General features: G+C 62.1%; 13 protein-coding genes and 1 pseudogene. 3 read left to right on the top strand and 11 right to left on the bottom strand.

Annotation, left to right across the window (positions count from 1 at the left end; all coding sequences use genetic code 11):
• Positions 1 to 109 precede the first annotated feature (109 nt).
• From CQ041_RS19875 to xylA, 4 genes are all read right to left on the bottom strand, one after another.
• Positions 110 to 1,246 (bottom strand): sugar ABC transporter permease, encoded by a 1,137-nt coding sequence (locus CQ041_RS19875; protein ID WP_105524158.1) that lies wholly within the window; start codon positions 1,244 to 1,246, stop codon positions 110 to 112.
• Complete coding sequence (gene xylG / locus CQ041_RS19870; RefSeq protein WP_177429405.1) at positions 1,247 to 2,800, bottom strand: D-xylose ABC transporter ATP-binding protein; 1,554 nt, start codon at positions 2,798 to 2,800, stop codon at positions 1,247 to 1,249.
• 5 nt (positions 2,801 to 2,805) lie between these two features.
• Positions 2,806 to 3,798, bottom strand: a complete 993-nt coding sequence (gene xylF, locus CQ041_RS19865; protein WP_105524156.1) for a D-xylose ABC transporter substrate-binding protein — start codon at positions 3,796 to 3,798, stop codon at positions 2,806 to 2,808.
• Between the two features lie 96 nt (positions 3,799 to 3,894).
• Positions 3,895 to 5,211 carry a xylose isomerase gene (xylA, locus tag CQ041_RS19860; protein WP_105524155.1) on the bottom strand — a complete coding sequence of 439 codons (1,317 nt, stop codon included), beginning with the start codon at positions 5,209 to 5,211 and terminating at the stop codon, positions 3,895 to 3,897.
• 139 nt (positions 5,212 to 5,350) lie between these two features.
• Here xylA and CQ041_RS19855 point away from each other — a divergent pair, with 139 nt between their 5' ends.
• Positions 5,351 to 6,526 carry a XylR family transcriptional regulator gene (locus CQ041_RS19855; RefSeq protein WP_105524154.1) on the top strand — a complete coding sequence of 392 codons (1,176 nt, stop codon included), beginning with the start codon at positions 5,351 to 5,353 and terminating at the stop codon, positions 6,524 to 6,526.
• Here CQ041_RS19855 and CQ041_RS19850 read toward each other — a convergent pair.
• The 3 genes from CQ041_RS19850 to CQ041_RS19840 all read right to left on the bottom strand — a co-directional run bounded on the left by CQ041_RS19850 (position 6,523) and on the right by CQ041_RS19840 (position 11,572).
• A complete protein-coding gene (locus tag CQ041_RS19850; protein ID WP_105524153.1) occupies positions 6,523 to 7,788 on the bottom strand; it encodes a carbohydrate porin in 1,266 nt (421 codons plus the stop codon). The genes CQ041_RS19855 and CQ041_RS19850 overlap by 4 nt on opposite strands.
• Before the next feature lie 54 nt (positions 7,789 to 7,842).
• Entirely contained in the window at positions 7,843 to 10,251 is a 2,409-nt protein-coding gene (locus CQ041_RS19845) for a glucose/quinate/shikimate family membrane-bound PQQ-dependent dehydrogenase (RefSeq protein ID WP_105524152.1), read from the bottom strand.
• A 400-nt stretch (positions 10,252 to 10,651) separates the two neighbouring features.
• Positions 10,652 to 11,572 (bottom strand): LysR family transcriptional regulator, encoded by a 921-nt coding sequence (locus CQ041_RS19840; RefSeq protein ID WP_105524151.1) that lies wholly within the window; start codon positions 11,570 to 11,572, stop codon positions 10,652 to 10,654.
• A 136-nt stretch (positions 11,573 to 11,708) separates the two neighbouring features.
• On the opposite strand from CQ041_RS19840, the gene CQ041_RS19835 reads away from it, so the two are divergent.
• Positions 11,709 to 12,764, top strand: coding sequence for a tartrate dehydrogenase (locus tag CQ041_RS19835; protein WP_105524150.1), 1,056 nt, complete (start codon positions 11,709 to 11,711; stop codon positions 12,762 to 12,764).
• A gap of 87 nt (positions 12,765 to 12,851) precedes the next feature.
• Positions 12,852 to 14,183 (top strand): dicarboxylate/amino acid:cation symporter, encoded by a 1,332-nt coding sequence (locus CQ041_RS19830; protein ID WP_105524149.1) that lies wholly within the window; start codon positions 12,852 to 12,854, stop codon positions 14,181 to 14,183.
• Here CQ041_RS19830 and CQ041_RS26890 read toward each other — a convergent pair.
• From CQ041_RS26890 to CQ041_RS19815, 4 genes and pseudogenes are all read right to left on the bottom strand, one after another.
• Positions 14,121 to 14,888 carry a methyl-accepting chemotaxis protein gene (locus CQ041_RS26890; RefSeq protein WP_371923030.1) on the bottom strand — a complete coding sequence of 256 codons (768 nt, stop codon included), beginning with the start codon at positions 14,886 to 14,888 and terminating at the stop codon, positions 14,121 to 14,123. The two genes, CQ041_RS19830 and CQ041_RS26890, sit on opposite strands and share 63 nt — an antisense overlap.
• A 93-nt stretch (positions 14,889 to 14,981) precedes the next feature.
• Positions 14,982 to 16,004 (bottom strand): annotated as a pseudogene (locus tag CQ041_RS26885) (cache domain-containing protein); the annotation flags it as partial.
• Positions 16,005 to 16,221: 217 nt separating this feature from the next.
• Positions 16,222 to 17,112 carry a bestrophin family protein gene (locus tag CQ041_RS19820; protein WP_105524147.1) on the bottom strand — a complete coding sequence of 297 codons (891 nt, stop codon included), beginning with the start codon at positions 17,110 to 17,112 and terminating at the stop codon, positions 16,222 to 16,224.
• Positions 17,113 to 17,201: 89 nt separating this feature from the next.
• Positions 17,202 to 17,501: a helix-turn-helix transcriptional regulator gene (locus tag CQ041_RS19815; protein WP_163001929.1), complete on the bottom strand. Its 300-nt coding sequence runs from the start codon at positions 17,499 to 17,501 to the stop codon at positions 17,202 to 17,204.
• Between the last annotated feature and the right edge of the window lie 73 nt (positions 17,502 to 17,574).

Below are 17,574 nucleotides of genomic sequence, written 5' to 3'. Positions count from 1 at the left end.
TAGCCACCGATTCCAGCAGGCACAAGGCGGCAGGGATTGTCTAGGAAACGTCCTGCAATTAAAAGCGACACGACTTGCTGGCCCTTTACAAACCATGTCGAAAGGCCATTTATCGCCGCCCCGTCCGCGTACTCACATCCACCCAAACCGCCAGCACCAGAATGCTGCCCTTCACAATCATCTGCCAGTAACTGTCCACATCCAGCATCGACATCCCATTGTCCAAACTGGTGATCACCAACGCCCCCAGCAACGCGCCGTACACCGTGCCTGAACCGCCACGCATGGAAGTGCCGCCGATAAAGCACGCGGCGATCGCATCCAGCTCGCCCATGTTGCCCGCCGACGGCGAGCCTGCCGCCAACCGTGCGGTGTTGACCAGGCCGGCGAGGGCGCACATCACGCCCATGATGCCGAAAATCCACAGCTTCACCGCCTGCACGTTGATGCCCGACAGACGCGTGGCTTCCATATTGCTGCCCACCGCGTACACGCGGCGGCCAAATACGGTCTGGCTGGTGACGTAGCTGAACACGCCCAATAACACCAGCAGCAGCAAGACAGGCACGGGAATCCCATCGTAGCTGTTGAGGGTCGTCACGAAGCCGGCCAGTACGGCGCCGATGACCGCCACGCGCACTAGATCACGCACCAGGGAATGCGCAGCCAGACCATGCAGCGCTCGATTACGCCGCTGCTTCCAGGTCAAAAAAAGCGTGAGTGCAAACAGTAGAATCCCCAGCCCCACACCCACCGTGTGCGGTAAATACCCCTGGCCCACATACACCAGCGACGGTGAAACCGGCGCAATGGTGGTGCCGCCGGTGACCCCCAGCAGTATCCCGCGAAACGCCAGCATCCCGCCCAGACCGACGATAAAGGACGGGATGCGCAGATACGCCGTCATGTACCCGTTGGCCAACCCGATCATCAAACCGCACAGCGCCACCAGACTCACGTTGGCCAGCAACGGCACGTGGTACACCACGTCCAGGATGGCCGCCAACCCGCCCAGTAATCCGAGCAATGAGCCCACCGACAAGTCGATCTCACCGCTGATGATCACCAGCACCATGCCGCACGCCAGGATCCCGGTGATCGACATCTGCCGCAGCAGGTTGGACAAATTGCGCGGCGTGAGGAAGCCGCCCTCGGTCTGCCAGCTGAAAAACACCCAGATCACCGCCACGGCGATGACCAGGGCGAGCATTTTGTAGCGGGTAAACAGCTGTTTTACCTGGTTCATCTACGCGGTCTTCCGATCATTATTATTGTTGTTGTCGTGGCTGAGCGCCGCGGCGAGCACCTGCTCCTGAGTGAGCCCCTGGTTGATGAAGTCGCCGCGCAACTGGCCTTCGCCGATCACCAGTACGCGGTCGGACACCCCGAGCACTTCGGCCAGTTCCGACGACACCATGATGATCGCCACGCCTTCGGCCGCCAGTGCGCCCATCAGCTTGTAGATCTCGTACTTGGCGCCCACATCGACGCCGCGCGTGGGCTCGTCGAGGATCAGCACACGGGGCTTGGCCATCAGCATTTTCGCCAGCACGGCTTTTTGCTGGTTGCCGCCGGACAGGCTGGTGATCGGCAAGTACGGGCTGGAGGTCTTGAGGTGCATGCGCGCAATCTGCTGATCGATGCTGCCCAGTTCAGCTTCGGCGTCGATGCGGGTCAGGTTGGCGTAGGTGTCAAGCACCGCCAGCGTGATGTTCTGGCCCACACCGAAGTCGGGGATGATGCCTTGGCGCTTGCGGTCTTCGGGCACCATGCACAGGCCGGCGCGGATCGATTTGAGCGGCGTGCGGGTATCGATCACCTGGCCGTCCAGCCACACCTCGGCGCTGTAGCGGCCGGGGTAGGCACCAAACAACGCTGACACCAGTTCGGTGCGCCCGGCGCCCACCAACCCGGCGATGCCGAGGATTTCCCCGCGCTTGAGCGCGAACGAAATATTGTCCACGCGCTTGCGCTTGGGGTTGTCCACGTCATAACAGGTAACGTTGCGCGCTTCGAAAATCACTTCGCCCACCGCATGGGGCTCGGTGGGGTAGAGATTGCTCATCTCGCGGCCGACCATCTGGGTGATGATCCGCGCGATGTCCATATCCGCCATGGCAGTGGTCGCGATGTGCTTGCCATCGCGGATCACCGCGATGGTGTCGCACACTGCGGCGACTTCATCGAGCTTGTGGGAGATGTACACGCAGGCCACGCCCTTGGCCTTGAGGCCACGAATGATGTCCAGCAGCACTTCGATTTCCGAGCGGGTCAGGGCCGAGGAGGGCTCGTCGAGGATCAACAGGCGTGCCTGCTTGTTGAGGGCCTTGGCGATCTCCACCAGTTGCTGGTAACCGCCGCCGTACTGCGACACCGGCAGCGCCACGTTCATGTCCGGGACCTTGAGTTCGCGCATCAGCGCTTCGGCGCGGTGCAGCATGGCCGGGTAGTTCATGCGCCCGCCCGGCAAGGTCAGCTCGTGGCCCATGAAGATGTTCTCGGCCACCGACAGGTCCGGCACCAGGGTCAGTTCCTGGTGGATGATGACGATGCCGGCGGCCTCGGTTTCACTGATGGAGTGGGCCTTGAGTGGCTGCCCTTCCCACAGGATTTCACCCTCCCAGGTGCCGTGGGGATAGACCGCCGACAGCACCTTCATCAAGGTGGATTTGCCGGCACCGTTCTCGCCGCACAGGCCGACGCATTCTCCCGGCCGGACGTTGATATCGATGCCGTTGAGGGCCTTGACACCGCCAAAGCTTTTGACGATGCCATTCATTTGCAGCAGGTAGTCGGACATGGCGATCAATGCCCGGCAATCTGCTCTTTGGTGTAGAACCCGTCCTTCTCCAACAGGTCGATATTGGCCTTGGTCAGCGGGGTCGGGGTGAGCAGGATGGTGTCGACCTTTTTGCTGCCGTTGTCGTACTGCGAGCCATAGTCCGGTTTTTCATTGCGGGCCAGTTGCACCGAGAGCTTGGCGGCTTCGGTGGCGATCAGCTTGAGCGGTTTGTACACGGTCATCGTCTGGGTGCCGTCGATGACCCGCTTGATCGCGGCGAGGTCGGCGTCCTGGCCGGAGATCGGCACCTTGCCCGCGAGTTTCTGCGCAGCCAGGGCCTGGATCGCACCGCCGGCCGTGGCGTCGTTGGAGGCGACGATGGCGTCGATCTTGTTGTCGTTGCGGGTCAGGGCGTTCTCCACGATGCTCAGGGCTTCGGTGGGGTTCCATTCTTTCACCCACTGCTGGCCGACCACCTTGATATCGCCCCGGTCGATGGCCGGTTGCAGCACTTTCATCTGGCCTTCGCGCAGCACCTTGGCGTTGTTGTCGGTGGGAGCACCGCCGAGCAGGAAGTAGTTGCCCTTGGGCGCCGCTTGCAGCACGCCGCCGGCCTGCATCTCGCCGACTTTTTCGTTGTCGAAGGAGATATAGGCGTCGATGTCGGCGTTGAGAATCAGGCGGTCGTATGACACCACCTTGATCCCGGCCTTCTTGGCTTCGGCAACGGCGTTGGTGAGCACGGTGGCGTTGAACGGCACGATGACGATCACGTCGACCCCACGGGAGATGAGGTTTTCGATCTGCGAGATCTGCTTCTGCTCGTTGGCATCGGCCGATTGCACGAAGACCTTGGCGTCGAGTTTTTCGGCGGCGGCAACGAAGTAGTCACGGTCACGGGACCAGCGTTCCAGGCGCAGGTCGTCAATGGAAAAGCCAATTTTCGGGTGGGCCGGGTCGGCCATCACCGGCAGGGCGAGCAGGGCCAGGGCGGTGGCGATAAGTGTGCGTTTCATGGTTGTGCGTCCTTTTATTGTTGTTGGAAGACTCAAAACAAACACTGTCACGGTGCAGAGAGCGCTCACCACACGTGCAGGGTGTTCACCCCACAATTACCGGTAGATAAACCGATTCACGATGCCTTCAAGCATCTCCTGCCGGCCACTCACGGCCTGCGGGTTGAGTTCATTGGCAAATGCATGCTCGGCCAGCGACTCCAGGCTGAATTCACCCGCCAGCACCGCCTGGCCCAGTGGCTGCTGCCAACCGGCGTAACGCTGGTCCTTGAACTGCTGCAAGCGATCGTTTTGCACCATCGCCGCTGCACGCTCCAGGGCCAGGGCCAGCACGTCCATGGCTTCTACATGCCCGTGGAACAGGTCGACCTCGTCCAGGCTCTGGCGACGCACCTTGGAGTCGAAGTTATAGCCGCCATTCCTGAAACCGCCAGCCTTGAGGATTTCATAGGTGGCGAGGGTCATCTCTTCGACGCTGTTGGGGAACTGGTCGGTGTCCCAGCCGTTCTGCGGGTCGCCCCGGTTGGCGTCGATGCTGCCGAAGATTCCCAGGGACACGGCGGTGGCAATTTCGTGATGAAAACTGTGCCCGGCCAGGGTCGCGTGGTTGGCCTCGATGTTGACCTTGATCTCCTGCTCCAGCCCGTACTCGTGCAGGAAGCCGAACACCGTGGCGCTGTCGTAATCGTACTGGTGCTTGGTGGGTTCCTGGGGCTTGGGCTCTATCAGCAGGTCGCCCTTGAAGCCGATCTTGTGCTTGTGCTCCACCACCATGCGCATAAAGCGCCCGAGCTGTTCGCGCTCGCGCTTGAGGTCGGTGTTGAGCAGGGTTTCATAACCCTCGCGGCCGCCCCACAGCACATAGTTGGCGCCCTTGAGCCGCAGCGTCGCGTTCATCGCGCTGAACACCTGGGCGGCGGCCACGGCGAATACTTCCGGGTCCGGGTTGCTGGCGGCGCCCGCGGCAAAACGCGGGTTGCTGAAGCAGTTGGCAGTGCCCCACAGCAGTTGGATGCCGGTCTGTTCCTGGTGGCGCTCCAGGTGATCGACCATCTGCGCAAAGTGGTTGCGGTACTCCTTCAGCGAGCTGCCTTCGGGGGCGACGTCCGTGTCGTGAAAGCTGTAGTAATCGATGCCCAGCTTGGAGAAGAATTCGAAGGCGGCCTCGGCCTTGCCAATCGCCAGTTCCATGGGGTCGCCATTGCGCTGCCATGGGCGCTTGAACGTGCCGACACCGAACATGTCCGCCCCCGGCCACACAAAGGTGTGCCAATAGCAGGCCGCCATGCGCAGGTGTTCGCGCATGGGCTTGCCGAGGATGAGCTTGTTGGCGTCGTAGTGGCGAAAGGCGAGGGGGGAGTCGCTATTGGGGCCTTCGAAGCGAACCTTCTCGACACCGGGGAAGTACGGCATGGCGTTTTCCTTATTGTTCTTGGCGGTGCCTGGATACTAGCAACGGCGCCGGGCCTGCCGATTATGAAAATCGTCAAGCAGTAGTGCGATTTTGACCAGCGAGGTCTAGGCTGTGGCGACCGGCCCCAGGATAAAAACAATGAAAACCCTACCGCCCGTGCACCGTATCGCCTTGCTCTTCAACGGCAGCAAAATCTACGACCGTGGCATCATTGCCGGCATCGGCAATTACCTGAGCAGTACCCGCGCGTCCTGGGACTTGTTCCTGGAAGAGGACTTCTTGTGCCGCCTCAAAGGCATCGAGCGCTGGCAGGGCGACGGGATCATTGCCGACTTCGATGACCCGCTGATCGGCGAGGCGTTGGCCGGCAGTACCTTGCCGGTGGTGGCGGTGGGCGGTTCCTATGAAGATGTGCGGGCCTACCCGAAGAACATCCCCTACGTGGCCACCGACAACCATGCGCTGATGCAACTGGCATACGCGCACCTGATCGAAGCCGGCCTGACGCGCTTCGCCTGTTTCAGCCTGCCCGAGGCCCAGGCCAATCGCTGGGCACAGGAACGGGAAAAAGCCTTTCGCAGCCTGCTGCAACGGGATGGTCTGCACGTCGAGGTCTACCGCGGCCTGGGCACCAGCGCGCCGTTGTGGGACAGCGCGGTGGAGCAGCAGATTGCCTGGCTGCAGAGCCTGCCCAAGCCCATCGGCATCATCGCCGTTACCGACGCCCGCGCCCGACAACTGCTGCAAGCCTGCCTGACCGCCGGGATCGCAGTGCCCGAAGAGGTGGCGTTGATCGGCATCGACAACGACCCGCTGACCCGCACCCTCACACGGGTGCCGCTGAGTTCGGTGATCCAGGGCACCGAAACCATGGGCCGCACCGCTGCCGCGTTGTTGCATCAGATGCTGCACGGCAAGCCATGTGCGGGGGAGCACATCCTGGTGCCGCCAGAGGCGATCAATGTGCAGGCCTCGAGTTTGCATCAACCGTTGGGCAACCCTTATGTGATGCAGGCGCTGCTGTTCATCCGGCAGTACGCCTGCCAGGGCATCAAGACGGCTCAGGTGGCGGGGTATGTGGGGGTGTCGCGCTCATCGCTGGAAGCGCATTTTCGCAAGGAGAGGGGGTGCAGCGTGCATGACGAGATTCTGCGCTTCAAACTTGCCGCTGCCGCCAAGGGCCTGGAGAACCAGGCCCTGGCGATTGCCGACATTGCGCTGAGTTGTGGTTTCAAATCCGCGCAATACCTGCACACGGTGTTTCGCCGCGAGTTCGGCTGCACACCGCGTGAATATCAGCAGGGCGGTGCCTAGAACACGGCCTTGACCTGCAGGCCCAGCACCAGCGCGTTATCGATGCTTTCACCGGAGAACGCCCCTGGCTCGATGATGTATTGCACATCCGGGCGCAGGGTCAGCCAAGGGGTGGCCTGGTAGCCGTAGCTGAGTTCGATCAACTGCTCGGCATTGCTCAGGTTGGGGTAGTCGTCGCCGGCCTTGAACGCCGCCAGTTCCTGTACCTCACGGCTGCGTGGGTTTGGCACGGCGCGACCGTAGCCCAGGGCGACGGTGTCACGCGGGCGGCCTTCGAACGGTTTGTACAGCACCACGCCTGCGCCATACCACTTGCTGAACGGCGAGGCCGCTTCGCTCGCGGCGGAGTACTGGCCGAAGGCGTGCAGCACGCGACCGGCGGAGGTGTCGGAGGCCCACACGGCCTGGTCGATCAGCAGGTAGTGCCCACTGCGGCCGCTGACGTCCTTGGTGCTGCCGATGCGCTTCACATCCGAACTGTCGTAATAGTAACCCAGCTTGTACTCGCCCGGCAGGGTGCCCGCGTGCTTGTACACCAACTCGATCGGCACCACGGTGCCGGTGGTGCGCTTGGGGCTGAGCTTCCAGGCGCGGCTGGAGTTGCCATTGCTGTCCGGGTCGACGTTGAACGCGGCCACGCGCAGTTGCCAGTTGGGGTTGAAGTCATATTTGACCCGCGCACCCAAACGGGCATTCGGGTAGTTGGTCCAGCCGCTGCCGCCGGACATGTTCAGCGGGTGCCCGCAGAAACCGGCGTTCATGAAGTTGCACAGAATGCCGCTGTCCAGGCCGCCGAGGTCGTTGCCCATGGCCATGTAGCCGAGCTTGAGGTTCAGCGCGGGGGTGAACAGGGTGCGTTCGTAACTCAACTCGGTGAGCCGCGTGTACAGGCCGCCGTAGTTTTCCTGGATCGGCAGGCGGTTGCCCACCAGTTGTTCCGAGGCACTGTTGCCGCGACGGTCATTGATGGTGACCTGGATGCGGTCGCCATTGTTGAAACCGTAGAGCTTGCCCAGGTCGAACTGCACGCCGAGCTTGAGGTTCTGCGAGTAGCGCGCCGAGCGATGCAGGCCGCCGTCGGCGTTGTAGGCAGTTTCACCACTGTAGTCGCCGGTAAAGCGGATACCGGTGTCTTCGAGTTCGCGGCGCAGGCCGCCCCAGTCGCCGGTCAGCGTGGTGTCGTCGGCCTGTACGGGCAGGGCGGCCCCAAGGGCCAGGCCCAGTAGCAGGCGCCCAAGGGGGAGATGAGAAGTGGGGGTCATGCGGGTTCTTCCAGACAGAAAGCGCGGTGCGGGGGCACCGCGCGAACACAGGGGTTATGGCAGGGCGTAGGCGATCACGTAGTCGCCACGGTCAGTGGACTGACGCGCGCCGCCGGCGGTGATGACCACGTACTGCTTGCCGGTCTTCGGCGACACGTAGGTCATCGGGCCACCCTGGCTGCCGACGGGCAGGCGGGCTTTCCAGATTTCATCACCGTTGGCGCTGTTGAAGGCGCGCAGGTAGAAGTCCTGGGTGCCGGCGATGAAGATCAGGCCGCCCTGGGTCGACAGGGTGCCGCCGAGGGTCGGCAGGCCGATCTTGATCGGCAGGTGCATGCGGATACCCAGCGGGCCGGTGTCTTCAACGGTGCCCACCGGTACCTGCCACGCGACTTTCTGGGTTTTCATGTCGATAGCGGTGAGGGTGCCGAATGGCGGTGCCTGGCATGGAATGCCGGCCACCGACAGGAAGCGGTTTTTGTTTACCGCATACGGCGTGCCCTTGAGCGGTACGGCGCCCATGCCGGTGTTCAGCGCTTCGCCACCGGACGAGGCCTGGGCCTTGTTCTGCGACGGCACCATCTGGATCCACAGGCCCAGGCGCATGTCGTTGACGAAGATGAAACCGTGCACCGGGTCGGTGGAAATGCTGCCCCAGTTCATGCCGCCCAGGGAGCCCGGGAAGCTCAGGGATTTATCGGTCCCCGGCGCGGTGTACAGGCCGTCGTAGCGCATGCCCTTGAAGTCGATGCGGCACAGCAGTTGGTCGTAAGGGGTGGCGCCCCACATGTCCGACTCGGTCAGGGTTTGCGCACCGATCTGCGGCATGCCCACGGATTTCGGCTGGGTGGGCGAGTACGGCTCGTTGGGGATGTTGGCGGCCTTGACCGGCACTTCCTTGACCTCGGTCAGCGGCTTGCCGGTGGCGCGGTCCAGCACGTAGATCTGCCCGGCCTTGGTACCGATCACCACGGCAGGTACCGCTGTGTCGGTGCCTGGCGCGGTGAAGTCGATGAGGCTCGGCTGCATCGGCAGGTCGAAGTCCCACAGGTCGTTGTGGACGGTCTGGTACACCCACTTTTCAGCACCGGTGGAGGCGTCCAGCGCCAGCACGGAAGCGCCATATTTGTGGTTGAGGTCAGTACGTTCCACGCCGTAGATGTCAGTGGACGAGCTGCCCATCGGCAGGAACAGGGTGTTCATCAGCGGGTCGTAGGACATCGGCGCCCAGCTGTTCGGGGTGCTGCGCACGTAGGTGTTGTCGCCGGTAGGGGCTTGTTTGTCCTCGGGGTTGCCCGGGTCGAAGGCCCAGCGCATCTGGCCGGTGATCACGTCGAAGCCACGGATCACGCCGCCTGGCATGTCGGTCTGGACGTTGTCAGCCACACGACCGCCTACTACGACGGTGGTACCGGCGATCAGCGGGGCGGAGGACAGTTGGTAGTAGCTGTCCGGAACGTTACCCAGGCCGGCTTTCAAATCCACCTGGCCATGGGTGCCGAAGTCTTCGCAGAACTTGCCGGTGTCGGCGTCCACGGCGATCAGGCGCGCATCAATCGTATTGGTCAGCAGGCGACGCTGGCACTGCGCGCCGGCAGGCACGCTGGCCGCAATGATCGGCGAGCTGTTGGGCTGTGTTGGCTGGGCGATCGGCGCGGTGGCGTCGAAGTAGGCCATGCCACGGCAACGCTGCCATACCGCCGACTTGGCGTTGACCTCGTTCTTCCACAGCTCTTTGCCGGTGTCGGCGTCGAGGGCGATCAGGTTGTTGTGCGGGGTGCAGATGAAGACTTTGTTGCCGATCTGCAGGGGCGTCAGCTGGTCTTCGGCGCCATTGCCGTCGCTGATGGCGACGTCACCGGTGTGGTAGGTCCAGGCCACCTTGAGCTTGTTGACGGTGTCGCGGTTGATCTGGTCCAGCGCCGCGAAACGGCTGCCACCTTCGGTGTTGCCGTAGTGGGCCCAGTCTTTCTGTGCATCGGCGGCCGCCACGGGCGTGATGCCTGGGCCGGTGCCGGTCGGTGCCACGCTTGGGTGGGCGACAAACATGTTGCCGGCCGCCACGGCCACGCCGACCGCCAGGACTGCCGCCACGCCATAGGCCGCGCGGGCAGGCTTGCCGGTGAGCAGCGGGTAGACCAGCGCTACCACCATGCCGATGGCCGCGAACATGAACAGGCGCGAGAACATGGGCCAGAACACCAGGCTCACGTCAGCCACCGCCCAGAGGGCCGTGCCGATCAGGAAGGCCGCGTACAACCAGGCGCCGGCCGGCTTGTGGCGGGCGATCAACAGGCCGGAAATGGCCATCGCCAGGCCGCCGATCAGAAAGTAGGCAGAACCGCCCAGGGTGACCAGTTTGACGCCGCCAACGGCCAGCGCCACGCCGAGCAGGGCAATGATGATGCCCAGGCCCAGCAGGATGAATCTAGGGACGCCAGTGGCGCGCGATGCTCGTTTCATATCGATAAATGCTCGAAGGTGAGAGGGCAAAGACGCGATTTTAGCAAGATAAGTAACTGGTTAGTACATTAGAGTCCTGCAATAGACTATTACAGGTGCTGCGATGATGCGGTGTGGCTAAATGTCGCCCGGGCTCTAATGACGTCCTTACTGCTGCAGGCGCTGGCTTACCAGCGAAAATCGCCAACGATGACGCGTTGAGTCGGGTTCAACGCGGCGTCTTGCCGTGCTTCGCTGGACTGCCAGTGCCTACGAAAAAAAGCGCGTCTGTCAGTGACTTTAGACGGGTTTTTTGCCGCGAGGCGTTTTTTGCGGGGCTGCGTCATCGGCATATTACCCGCTGGCCTATTGGCGGCGGGCGGTTTGCTGGGGATTTATCAATTGGTAAGTTGGTACTGCCTCAATCCGTCATCAGCGCGTCGTCCACCTTGTCCAGGTGCTTGAAACGCTCGATCAGAAAGTCGATCAGGCTGCGCACCCGTGCCGACAGGTGCAGTTGCTGCGGGTACACCGCGTAGACGTCGGCGCGGGTCGGTGTCTGGTCTTCCAGCACCAGGCGCAGGCGCCCGCTGCGCAGGTAGCGGGCGATGTCCCATTCGGCGCGCAGCAAAATCCCGTAGCCCTCCAGCGCCCAGTTCAGGGCCACTTCGCCGTCATTGCAGCCCAGCGCGCCTCGCACCTTGATGGTTTCGGTGTGACCGCCGTGGGTGAACGACCACACGCCATAGGGCGACTCGTTCTGGCGGATGAAAATGCAGTTGTGCTGGTGCAGGTCGGCGAGCTTTTGCGGCGTGCCGTATTTGTCCAGGTACAGCGGTGATGCACACAACAAGCGGCGGTTGGAGGCGATCTTGCGCGCATGGAAGGTCGCATCCGGCAGGCTGCCGAAGCGAATGCCCAGGTCGAAGCCGTGGGTGGTCAGGTCCAACGGGTGGTCACTGATTTCGAGCTGGATCTCCACCTCTGGGTACTGCGCAAAAAACGCGGCAAGGGCCGGGCCGATATGCCGGCGACCAAAGCCCAGGGACGCATTCACGCGGATCAGGCCCTTGGGCGTGGCGCGGCTGCTGCTGAGCTGCTGCTCCAGTTCGTCGATCTGCGTGAGGATGCGCGCCGCCTGACTGAAATACAGTTCGCCTTCGGTGGTCAGGCTCATGGAGCGGGTGGTGCGGTTGACCAACCGGATACCCAGGCGCGCTTCCAGTGCCGACAGGCGTTTACTCACCGCCGGCGGGGTCACGCCCAGTTCGCGGGCGGTGGCGACCAGGCTGCGCTTATTGGCGAGGAGGTAGAAAAACGACAAATCCAGGGTCTGGCTCATTCGTAACTCAAAGTTAATTATGTAGTGATTTCGAGTCGATCATGTGGCTTTGATCGCTACATATACTCCGATCACACCCCGTTTGGACAGCCTGGTTCAACGGCAAAAACAACAACGTGACGAAGTGGAGTTATCGATGAGCGCATACAATATTGCAGCAATCCCGGGTGATGGCATTGGTGTGGAAGTGATCGCAGCAGGTGTGGAGGTGCTGCAAAGCCTGGCGCAAAAAGCCGGGTTCGTCCTGCGCTTCAAGCATTTCGACTGGAACTCCGACAATTACCTGAAGAATGGCTACTACATTCCCGAGGGCGGCCTGGCCGAACTGAAGACCTTCGATGCGATCTTCTTCGGCGCCGTGGGCGCGCTGAATGTACCGGACCACATTTCACTGTGGGGTTTGCGCCTGCCGATCTGCCAAGGCTTCGATCAATACGCCAACGTGCGCCCGGCGCGGGTGTTGCCAGGGGTGAAAAGCCCGTTGCACAACGGCGACCAGATTGACTGGGTGGTGGTGCGCGAGAACTCCGAAGGTGAGTATTCCGGCAACGGCGGGCGGGTGCATCGCGGCTTGCCGGAAGAGGTGGCGACGGAAGTCTCGGTGTTCACCCGCGCCGGTGTGGAGCGCATCCACCGCTTTGCTTTCGAGCTGGCGCGCAGCCGTCCGCGCAAGCATTTGACGATGGTTACCAAGTCCAACGCCCAGCGCCACGGCATGGTGTTGTGGGACGAAATCTTCTATGAAGTGGCCAAGGATTTCCCCGACGTGAAAGTCGACAAGGAGCTGGTGGACGCGGTGACCACGCGCATGGTGCTCAAGCCTGCGACGCTGGATGTGATTGTCGCCACCAACCTGCACGCCGACATCCTCTCTGATCTGGCCGCCGCGCTGTCCGGCAGCCTGGGCATTGCGCCCACGGCCAACCTCAACCCCTCGCGTCAGTTTCCCTCGATGTTCGAGCCCATCCACGGTTCGGCGTTCGACATCACCGGCAAAGGCGTCGCCAACCCCATCGCCACTTTCTGGACGGCGGCGATGATGCTTGAGCACCTGGGCGAACCGGCCGCGGCCCGGCAATTGATGTCGGCCATCGAAGCCGTCACCGAAAGCGGCCTGCACACGCCCGACCTGGGCGGTACCGCGACCACCCGCGAGATCACCGATGCCGTCATCGCGCTGATCAACCGCTGATTCACTGAAGTACGGCGGCACCACGCCGAGGGGCTGCACGCCAGCCCCTTGGCACCTCCTGACAACAATAAGAATCAGGGCCCTGTCATGAAAAGAATCTTTGGCAAACTTTACGTACAAGTACTGCTCGCGGTGATCCTCGGCGCGATTGTCGGGGTTTGCGTCCCGGAGACCGGCGCCGCGCTCAAGCCCTTGGGTGATGCGTTTATCAAGCTGATCAAAATGCTCCTGGCGCCGGTGATCTTCCTCACGGTGGTCACCGGCATCGCCAAGATGGAGAACATGAAAGAACTGGGGCGCGTCGGCTTTCGCGCGTTGATCTACTTTGAAGTGGTGTCCACCCTGGCCCTGGTGGTCGGGCTGGTGGTGGTGGATGTGTTCAAGCCCGGCGCCGGCATGAACATCGATGTGGCGACCCTCGACACGTCAAGCCTGGCCACCTACACCACGGCGGTCAAACATGCGTCGTTCATGGACTTCATCATGAACATCATCCCCGACACCCTGGTGGATGCCTTCGCCAAGGGCAACGTGTTGCAGATTCTGCTGTTTTCCATTCTGCTCGGCGTGGCGCTGGTGGCAGTGGGGCCGCGTGGCAAACCTTTTGTCGACACCCTCGACAGCCTGATGCAAGGCATGTTTCGCATCGTCAACATGGTGATGCGCCTGGCGCCCATCGGTGCGTTTGGCGCTATTGCCTTCACCATCGGCAAATACGGGTTTGGCTCGCTGTTTTCCCTTGGCAAGTTGATGGCATGCGTCTACCTGACCTGCGCCGTGTTTGTAATCTTCGTGCTGGGGCCGATCTGCCGCTACAGCGGGTTCAGCCTGTGGAAGTTCCTTAAGTTCATCAAGGAAGAACTGTTCACCGTGCTCGGCACCAGTTCGTCGGAGTCGGTACTGCCGCAGATGATCGCCAAGATGGAAAAGGCCGGGGTGTCCAAGCCGGTGGCCGGGATGATCATCCCGTCCGGCCTGACCTTCAACCCGGACGGCCAGGCGATCTACTACACCATCGCTGCGATCTTTATCGCCCAGGCCACCAACACGCCGTTGACCCTCAGCGATCAATTGATCGTGCTGGCGGTGTTGATGTTCACGTCCAAGGGCTCGGCGGGGGTGACCGGTTCCGGATTCATTATCCTGGCGGCGACGTTGTCGTCCCTGGGAACGATTCCGGTGGCGGGGATGGTGCTGTTGTTGGGTGTGGACCGCTTTATGTCGGAAGCGCGGGCGATCACCAACACCATCGGCAATGGCGTGGGCACCATGGCCATCGCCAAGTGGGTGGGAGCATTGGATGGGGTGAAAATGCGCAAGGCCCTCGACGGTGAAGTCGAGAGCCCCAAGGCCGATCTAGAACTTGAACCGACCCACCAACCCCTTGAGCTGCCCCGAAATATCCGTCAACCGACCTGACCCGGTCTGCGCCGAGTGGGCGAAGCTTTCCACCAGTTGTGCATCGGCGTGGATTTGCGCGATGTGCCGGTTGATCTCTTCGGCCACTTGGTGCTGCTCTTCGGCAGCAGTGGCGATCTGAGTGTTCTGGTCGCGGATCGAGTCCACCGAGCCACGGATCTTGTCAAAGCTGTCGCGGGCCTGCTGGATGCGTTCGACACTGGTGTGCGACACCTGCAGGCTGCCTTGCATCTGCAGCGTGACTTCCTGGGTGCGGCGGGCGAGGTTGCCCAGCAGGCTGTCGATTTCGCCGGTGGAGTCGGCGGTGCGGCGGGCGAGGGCGCGGACTTCGTCGGCCACCACGGCAAACCCTCGGCCCTGATCACCGGCGCGGGCGGCCTCGATCGCGGCGTTGAGGGCCAGCAGGTTGGTCTGCTCGGCAATCGAGCGGATGGTGTCGAGGATGGTGTTGATGTTCTTGCTGTCCTGCTCCAGCAGTTGCATGGTCTGGGTGGACTTTTGCAGGTCTTCGCTGAGCTTGAGCACGCTGCCGGTGGCTTCGCCGATGTGGTGCTGACCGTCGTGCACGTCGCGGTAGCCCTCGTCGGCACTGGTGGCGGCAGCGCTGCAGGAGCGCGCGACTTCGTTGGCGGTGGCGACCATTTCGTTGAACGCGGTACTCACCAGCTCCACCGCTTCACGCTGGCGACCGGCTGCCTGGTTCATGTTGTTGGCCACGGCGCTGGTATCGGCCGCCGCGTTTTGCAGGTCGGAAGAGGCGCTGCCGATGCGCTGGACCAGTTGCGAGATCATGCTCAGGAACTGGTTGAACCAGCCGGCCAGGCTGGCAGTTTCGTCCTTGCCTTGGACGTTGAGCTGGCGGGTCAGGTCGCCTTCACCTTCGGCGATTTCCTGCAGGCCGTCGGCCACGCCGCGAATCGGGCGCACGATCAAACCGGCAAAACTGGCGCCGACAATCGCGAAAATCACAGCCAGCGCGGCGGCAATGCCGGCGATAAGCCAAGTCAGGCTCGTGGCGTCGGCCATCACTTCTTCGCTTTTGATCAGGCCGATAAAGCGCCAGCCGAGGTCTTTGGAGCTGACCACGTTAGCCATGTAGGGTACGCCGTCGATGTCGATCTGGGTCATGCCGTCGCCGCGTTTGGACAGCTCGGCAAAATGAGCGCCAAGGTCGGCCAGGGGCTTGAAGTTGTGCGTGGCGTCGCTGGGGTCCACCAGCACATTGCCGTTGGCTTCTACCAGCATCAGGTAGCCGCTGTTGCCCAGCTTGATGTTGCGCACCAGCTCCGTGAGCTGCTTGAGCGACACGTCCAGCCCGACGACACCGAGGATGTTGCCGGTGGTGTCGGCGACGGTGTGCACGGTGCCGATCAGCACCACGTCGTCCGGCGCCCAATAATAGGCGCCCGTGCGCACGGTGGTGCCCGGCGCAGCGATGGCGGCCTTGTACCAGGGACGAACGCGTGGGTCGTAATTGTTCAGCTTGGTGTCGTCGGGGTAACTGGCGTAACCACCGTCGGCGAGGCCCAGGGACAGGTAGGCAGTGCTGGGGTGGCTTTTGGCGAACTGGTCGAAAATCGCCAGCAGCTCTTTGTTCGTCTGCGTCAGGGGGATTTGCGCGGCGTCGGCGCCGGCGTAGTTCTTCAGGTCCTTGGCCGCGACAACGCGCGGGTCCTTGGCGACGAATTCGACGTTCTGGCTGATGCCGTCGAAGAACTGCTTCATGCCATTGTCAATCTGGCGGATCTCGCGGCCGCTGCTGTCGAGGAAGTTGGCCTTGGCCCCGTCGCGCACATTGAGCACGACCAACACGGCCACCATCACAACCGGGAGGCACGCGATGGCCGCAAACGCCCAGGTCAGCTTCTGCTTGATATTCATTATTTCTCCCGCGGGTATTTATAGTTTTGGCAAGGAAGGAAACGTATTGATGGCGTCGCATGTGTTGTTATGAAGAGGGGTATGGCCCATGCGTACCCTCGGTATATCGACCGATGGGTCACGCACTTTAGGCCATGAAGGCGGGGCGGACGGGCGGTCAGGCGATGCGCTCGCCACCCAGGGCATCACGCTGCATCGACTGCAGGTTTTTCTCGATGGTTTCGCAGATCGATTCCATCTGGATCTGGTGTTCGCTGGAGCGGAACGGGCTTTGCAGGTCGGTGCCGATACGCTCGATGGCCAGCAGCATGAAGCCCACTACCGTCGAAGCCAGCGGGGTGAACCACCCCAGGGACTCCACCAGGCCTACCGGTACGATCAGGCAGAACAGCGAAATGAACAGGCGCGGAAAATACACGTAGGGGTAGGGCAGTGGGGTATTGGCGATACGCTCCATGCCGCCCTGGGCATTGGACAAATCCACCAGGGTGGATTCCAGCCGCGCCAGCCGAATGCTGTCCAGGTGGCCGGCCTTGTATTCCTTGGCCAGCAACGCGGCCGAACCGGTGAGGATGTCGTTGGCAAAGTTGTTGGTGGCGCCGCTGCGGGCAAATTCATCGGCAGGGATAAACGCGCGGACTTCCTCGGGGCACGGCTCGCCCTTGAGGTGCGCGGCCAGGCAGTTCACGTAGGCCACGTGGCGGCGCAGCAAGGTGGCCTTGACCGGGTTGACCTCGCTATCGGGGTCGTCCAGTAAGGTCAGCACCTGGCGCGCGAAGCTGCGGGAATTGTTCACCATGGCGCCCCAGAGGGTGCGTGCCTCCCACCAACGGTTGTAGGCGCTGCTGTTGCGAAAGCTGATGAGCACAATCAGTGCCGAGCCCAGTAGCGTCAGTGGCATCAGCGGCAGATTCAACTTGGCGTTGAGAAACAGCATGAAATCGACGGTGACGGCGATATCCCACAGCAGCAGCCAGAACAGGGCCCAGCCCACATAGCCCATGGTTTTGATGATCAGGCGGTATTTTTTGACGATGGCGGCTTTCAAACGAGGACCTCGCGGCGAGCGGTAAGCAACAGTGCCTTAGCTCGGACGCGGGTTTGCGGGGAAGGTTCGGCGCTTACCTGAAGCGAAACTTAATGCTGGGCGAGGATACTTGCCAGCAGGCCAGGGAAACGTCTTTCAAGGTCTTCGGCGCGCAGTGCATTCATGTGCGTAGTCCCGACACTGCGGGTTTGCACCAGGCCAGCGTCACGCAGTACGCGAAAGTGGTGGGACATGCTCGACTTCGGCCGCCCGCCGTCCAGTTCACCGCACGTGGCTTCGGGCACACCGGCCAGGCAGCGCACGATTTCCAGGCGCACTGGGTCGCTCAGGGCGTACAGCACGCGTTCGAGGGTCAGGTCTTGGGCAGGGGGATGTTTGAAGGCTCGCATGCAACGAATCATAACAGGGGGGTATCGTTGAATACCATAGTTCGATTACCATCGAACTATCGAATCAAACTCT

Origin of the sequence: Pseudomonas sp. MYb60, from assembly GCF_002979555.1 — a bacterium.
Classification (GTDB): domain Bacteria; phylum Pseudomonadota; class Gammaproteobacteria; order Pseudomonadales; family Pseudomonadaceae; genus Aquipseudomonas.
The sequence above is the reverse complement of the archived record's forward strand: the minus strand, read 5'-3'. Positions and strand labels throughout refer to the sequence as shown.

Excerpts from the sequence above, each read along its gene's own strand:
- CQ041_RS19875 (WP_105524158.1), bottom strand. The coding sequence starts at position 1,246 with ATGAACCAGGTAAAACAGCTGTTTACCCGCTACAAAATGCTCGCCCTG.
- xylG (WP_177429405.1), bottom strand. The coding sequence starts at position 2,800 with ATGTCCGACTACCTGCTGCAAATGAATGGCATCGTCAAAAGCTTTGGC.
- xylF (WP_105524156.1), bottom strand. The coding sequence starts at position 3,798 with ATGAAACGCACACTTATCGCCACCGCCCTGGCCCTGCTCGCCCTGCCG.
- xylA (WP_105524155.1), bottom strand. The coding sequence starts at position 5,211 with ATGCCGTACTTCCCCGGTGTCGAGAAGGTTCGCTTCGAAGGCCCCAAT.
- CQ041_RS19855 (WP_105524154.1), top strand. The coding sequence starts at position 5,351 with ATGAAAACCCTACCGCCCGTGCACCGTATCGCCTTGCTCTTCAACGGC.
- CQ041_RS19850 (WP_105524153.1), bottom strand. The coding sequence starts at position 7,788 with ATGACCCCCACTTCTCATCTCCCCCTTGGGCGCCTGCTACTGGGCCTG.
- CQ041_RS19845 (WP_105524152.1), bottom strand. The coding sequence starts at position 10,251 with ATGAAACGAGCATCGCGCGCCACTGGCGTCCCTAGATTCATCCTGCTG.
- CQ041_RS19840 (WP_105524151.1), bottom strand. The coding sequence starts at position 11,572 with ATGAGCCAGACCCTGGATTTGTCGTTTTTCTACCTCCTCGCCAATAAG.
- CQ041_RS19835 (WP_105524150.1), top strand. The coding sequence starts at position 11,709 with ATGAGCGCATACAATATTGCAGCAATCCCGGGTGATGGCATTGGTGTG.
- CQ041_RS19830 (WP_105524149.1), top strand. The coding sequence starts at position 12,852 with ATGAAAAGAATCTTTGGCAAACTTTACGTACAAGTACTGCTCGCGGTG.
- CQ041_RS26890 (WP_371923030.1), bottom strand. The coding sequence starts at position 14,888 with ATGAACCAGGCAGCCGGTCGCCAGCGTGAAGCGGTGGAGCTGGTGAGT.
- CQ041_RS19815 (WP_163001929.1), bottom strand. The coding sequence starts at position 17,501 with ATGCGAGCCTTCAAACATCCCCCTGCCCAAGACCTGACCCTCGAACGC.